Annotated in this window: 3 protein-coding genes; 1 reads left to right on the top strand and 2 read right to left on the bottom strand. The window is 63.1% G+C overall.

All coding sequences use genetic code 11. The features are described 5' to 3' along the window. Positions 1-615 precede the first annotated feature (615 nt). Entirely contained in the window at positions 616-1,104 is a 489-nt protein-coding gene (locus tag ACRDUX_RS11190; RefSeq protein WP_526413841.1) for a DUF6998 domain-containing protein, read from the bottom strand. Continuing rightward, on the bottom strand, positions 1,065-1,580 hold the full coding sequence (locus ACRDUX_RS11185; protein ID WP_526413843.1) for a spore photoproduct lyase family protein: 516 nt from the start codon (positions 1,578-1,580) through the stop codon (positions 1,065-1,067). The genes ACRDUX_RS11190 and ACRDUX_RS11185 overlap by 40 nt, the downstream gene beginning before the upstream one ends. Here ACRDUX_RS11185 and ACRDUX_RS11180 point away from each other — a divergent pair. Then, the coding region (locus tag ACRDUX_RS11180) for a hypothetical protein (RefSeq protein WP_526413845.1) at positions 1,485-1,712 on the top strand (228 nt) is incomplete at its 3' end. The two genes, ACRDUX_RS11185 and ACRDUX_RS11180, sit on opposite strands and share 96 nt — an antisense overlap.

Below are 1,712 nucleotides of genomic sequence, written 5' to 3'. Positions count from 1 at the left end.
GTTCGTCATGGTCGCTGGAAATCATCGGCGCAGTTGTTATCGGCGCCCAACGGCAAGGAACCTGCCTCTATCCTTCGGCAACTATGAGTGCAGCAGACCAGGCATCCGACTCTCTCCTAGCTGCATTGACGAAGGTGCGCAGTCCAGCAGAGAACCACGAATTCATCCGGCGATTTACTAGAGCTGTAGAGATCGTCGAGTACCACGCCGTAGCGAACCCCGACAAGCCCTACGTAAGAGCCAGACGGCGTGATGGTTCGCCCGATCTCCACATCTTCTACGGGTACTCGAATGGTTTTAGGAGCGAAGAGGAGATTGTCCGCGTTGCGGGAGGCGGGCCCCGACGCGCGCCGAGTTCACGCAAGGGCACCACCTGGTAAGTAGAGCATCCGGCCAGGTGCGCCCTAGCGGCGAGCGCTCCCGAAATGTGCGGCGCGAAGCGCGATCCTGCGACTGCGGAAATGGAGTTGTCACTGACCGGAGTAGGAGCAAACTGCGACTAGCGCGCGGCCACGGTGGCAGGTTCTTGCGCCGACCTCGTTGAGCTGCGTTGCCGATGTTTACGGCTATTGGCCGCGCCGAGGCGCAGTTGATGCGTGGCGCGTCGACCGGTGCTCAACGTCCTCCAAACGCTGCCAGCTGACGACGCTGGAGATCATTGACCGTCAGCAGTGAACTATTGGCCCGAGGATAGATCTCCGCGGAGTCCCAGTGCGCCCTCTGCACGCTCGTAGCGATTCCGATCTTCACGCCGCGTATCTTCAGTTCCTCATGAAGTAGATTCGCGTCAAACAAGAAGACTGATTCGATGCAGAACGGCCGCAGAGTGTTTCGCGCCGATGTCCCCGCTCCCTTAGAGCCGGCAAAGGCGAGGTAAAAGTCCAGCGGTGCGTTTGGATTGATGTCGAGAAGCGACTCCTGCTTTCCATACGCCTTCACGTTCACGGTACGGCCCGCCAACGGTCCGGTCGTGAAGTGGCCATCGTGGCCCGCTGCGTTCGCGGCAGCCTCAAGCTCGATGTCGAACACCCGGGCTGCGATCCACTCGCCGATACTTCCGGTGTTCACCGGCCGACCCAACAAACGTCCGATGTGCGCATCCACAGCGTTGCGCTCACGAAGTAAGACCGCGAGTTCCTCAAGTTCGTTATCGCCTGAACCCGTTCACGGTCGCGACAATGCCATACCCGCATCGCTGACCACCACGGCCCAGCTAATCCGAGCCGTACTCCAACGCCGGCTCCGCTGAGTCCACGTGCCCGTTGCTGAGGATGGTCAGCTCGTCGGGCCGCACCTGGTAGTGGGCGCCGGTGTAGCAGGACGCCTCGAAAGTGATGCCCTCCTCCGCACGGTCGGTCGACGCCGAGGTGATGGTGCCGTGGCCGACGTATTCGTCCATCTCCGAGAGCATTTCGGGCAGATTGGCGTACAACCCGGGTGATGGGCGGCCCAGACAACGAGCCCGCCAGATAGCAGTACTGGCAGTGACCCGGACACCCCGTCGCGAGATCGATGCGCCAGTCCGCGCTCGGCGGGATCGGCTGCAGCCGACGCTTCGACGGGGGTGCGACGACGGCCAGCGCCCGCTTGGCCAGCGCGTAGGCGGCGCGGTCGTCGTCGCCGCGCAGCAACGGCAACCGGTCACCCTTGAGCACCTGGATGTCGGCGACCCCGGCGGCCTCGCAGCGCGCCACGTGCCGGCACCGTGGGGC

Source organism: Mycobacterium sp., assembly GCF_050701675.1.
Taxonomy (GTDB): domain Bacteria; phylum Actinomycetota; class Actinomycetes; order Mycobacteriales; family Mycobacteriaceae; genus Mycobacterium.
This window is presented reverse-complemented; position numbering and strand designations above follow the sequence as displayed.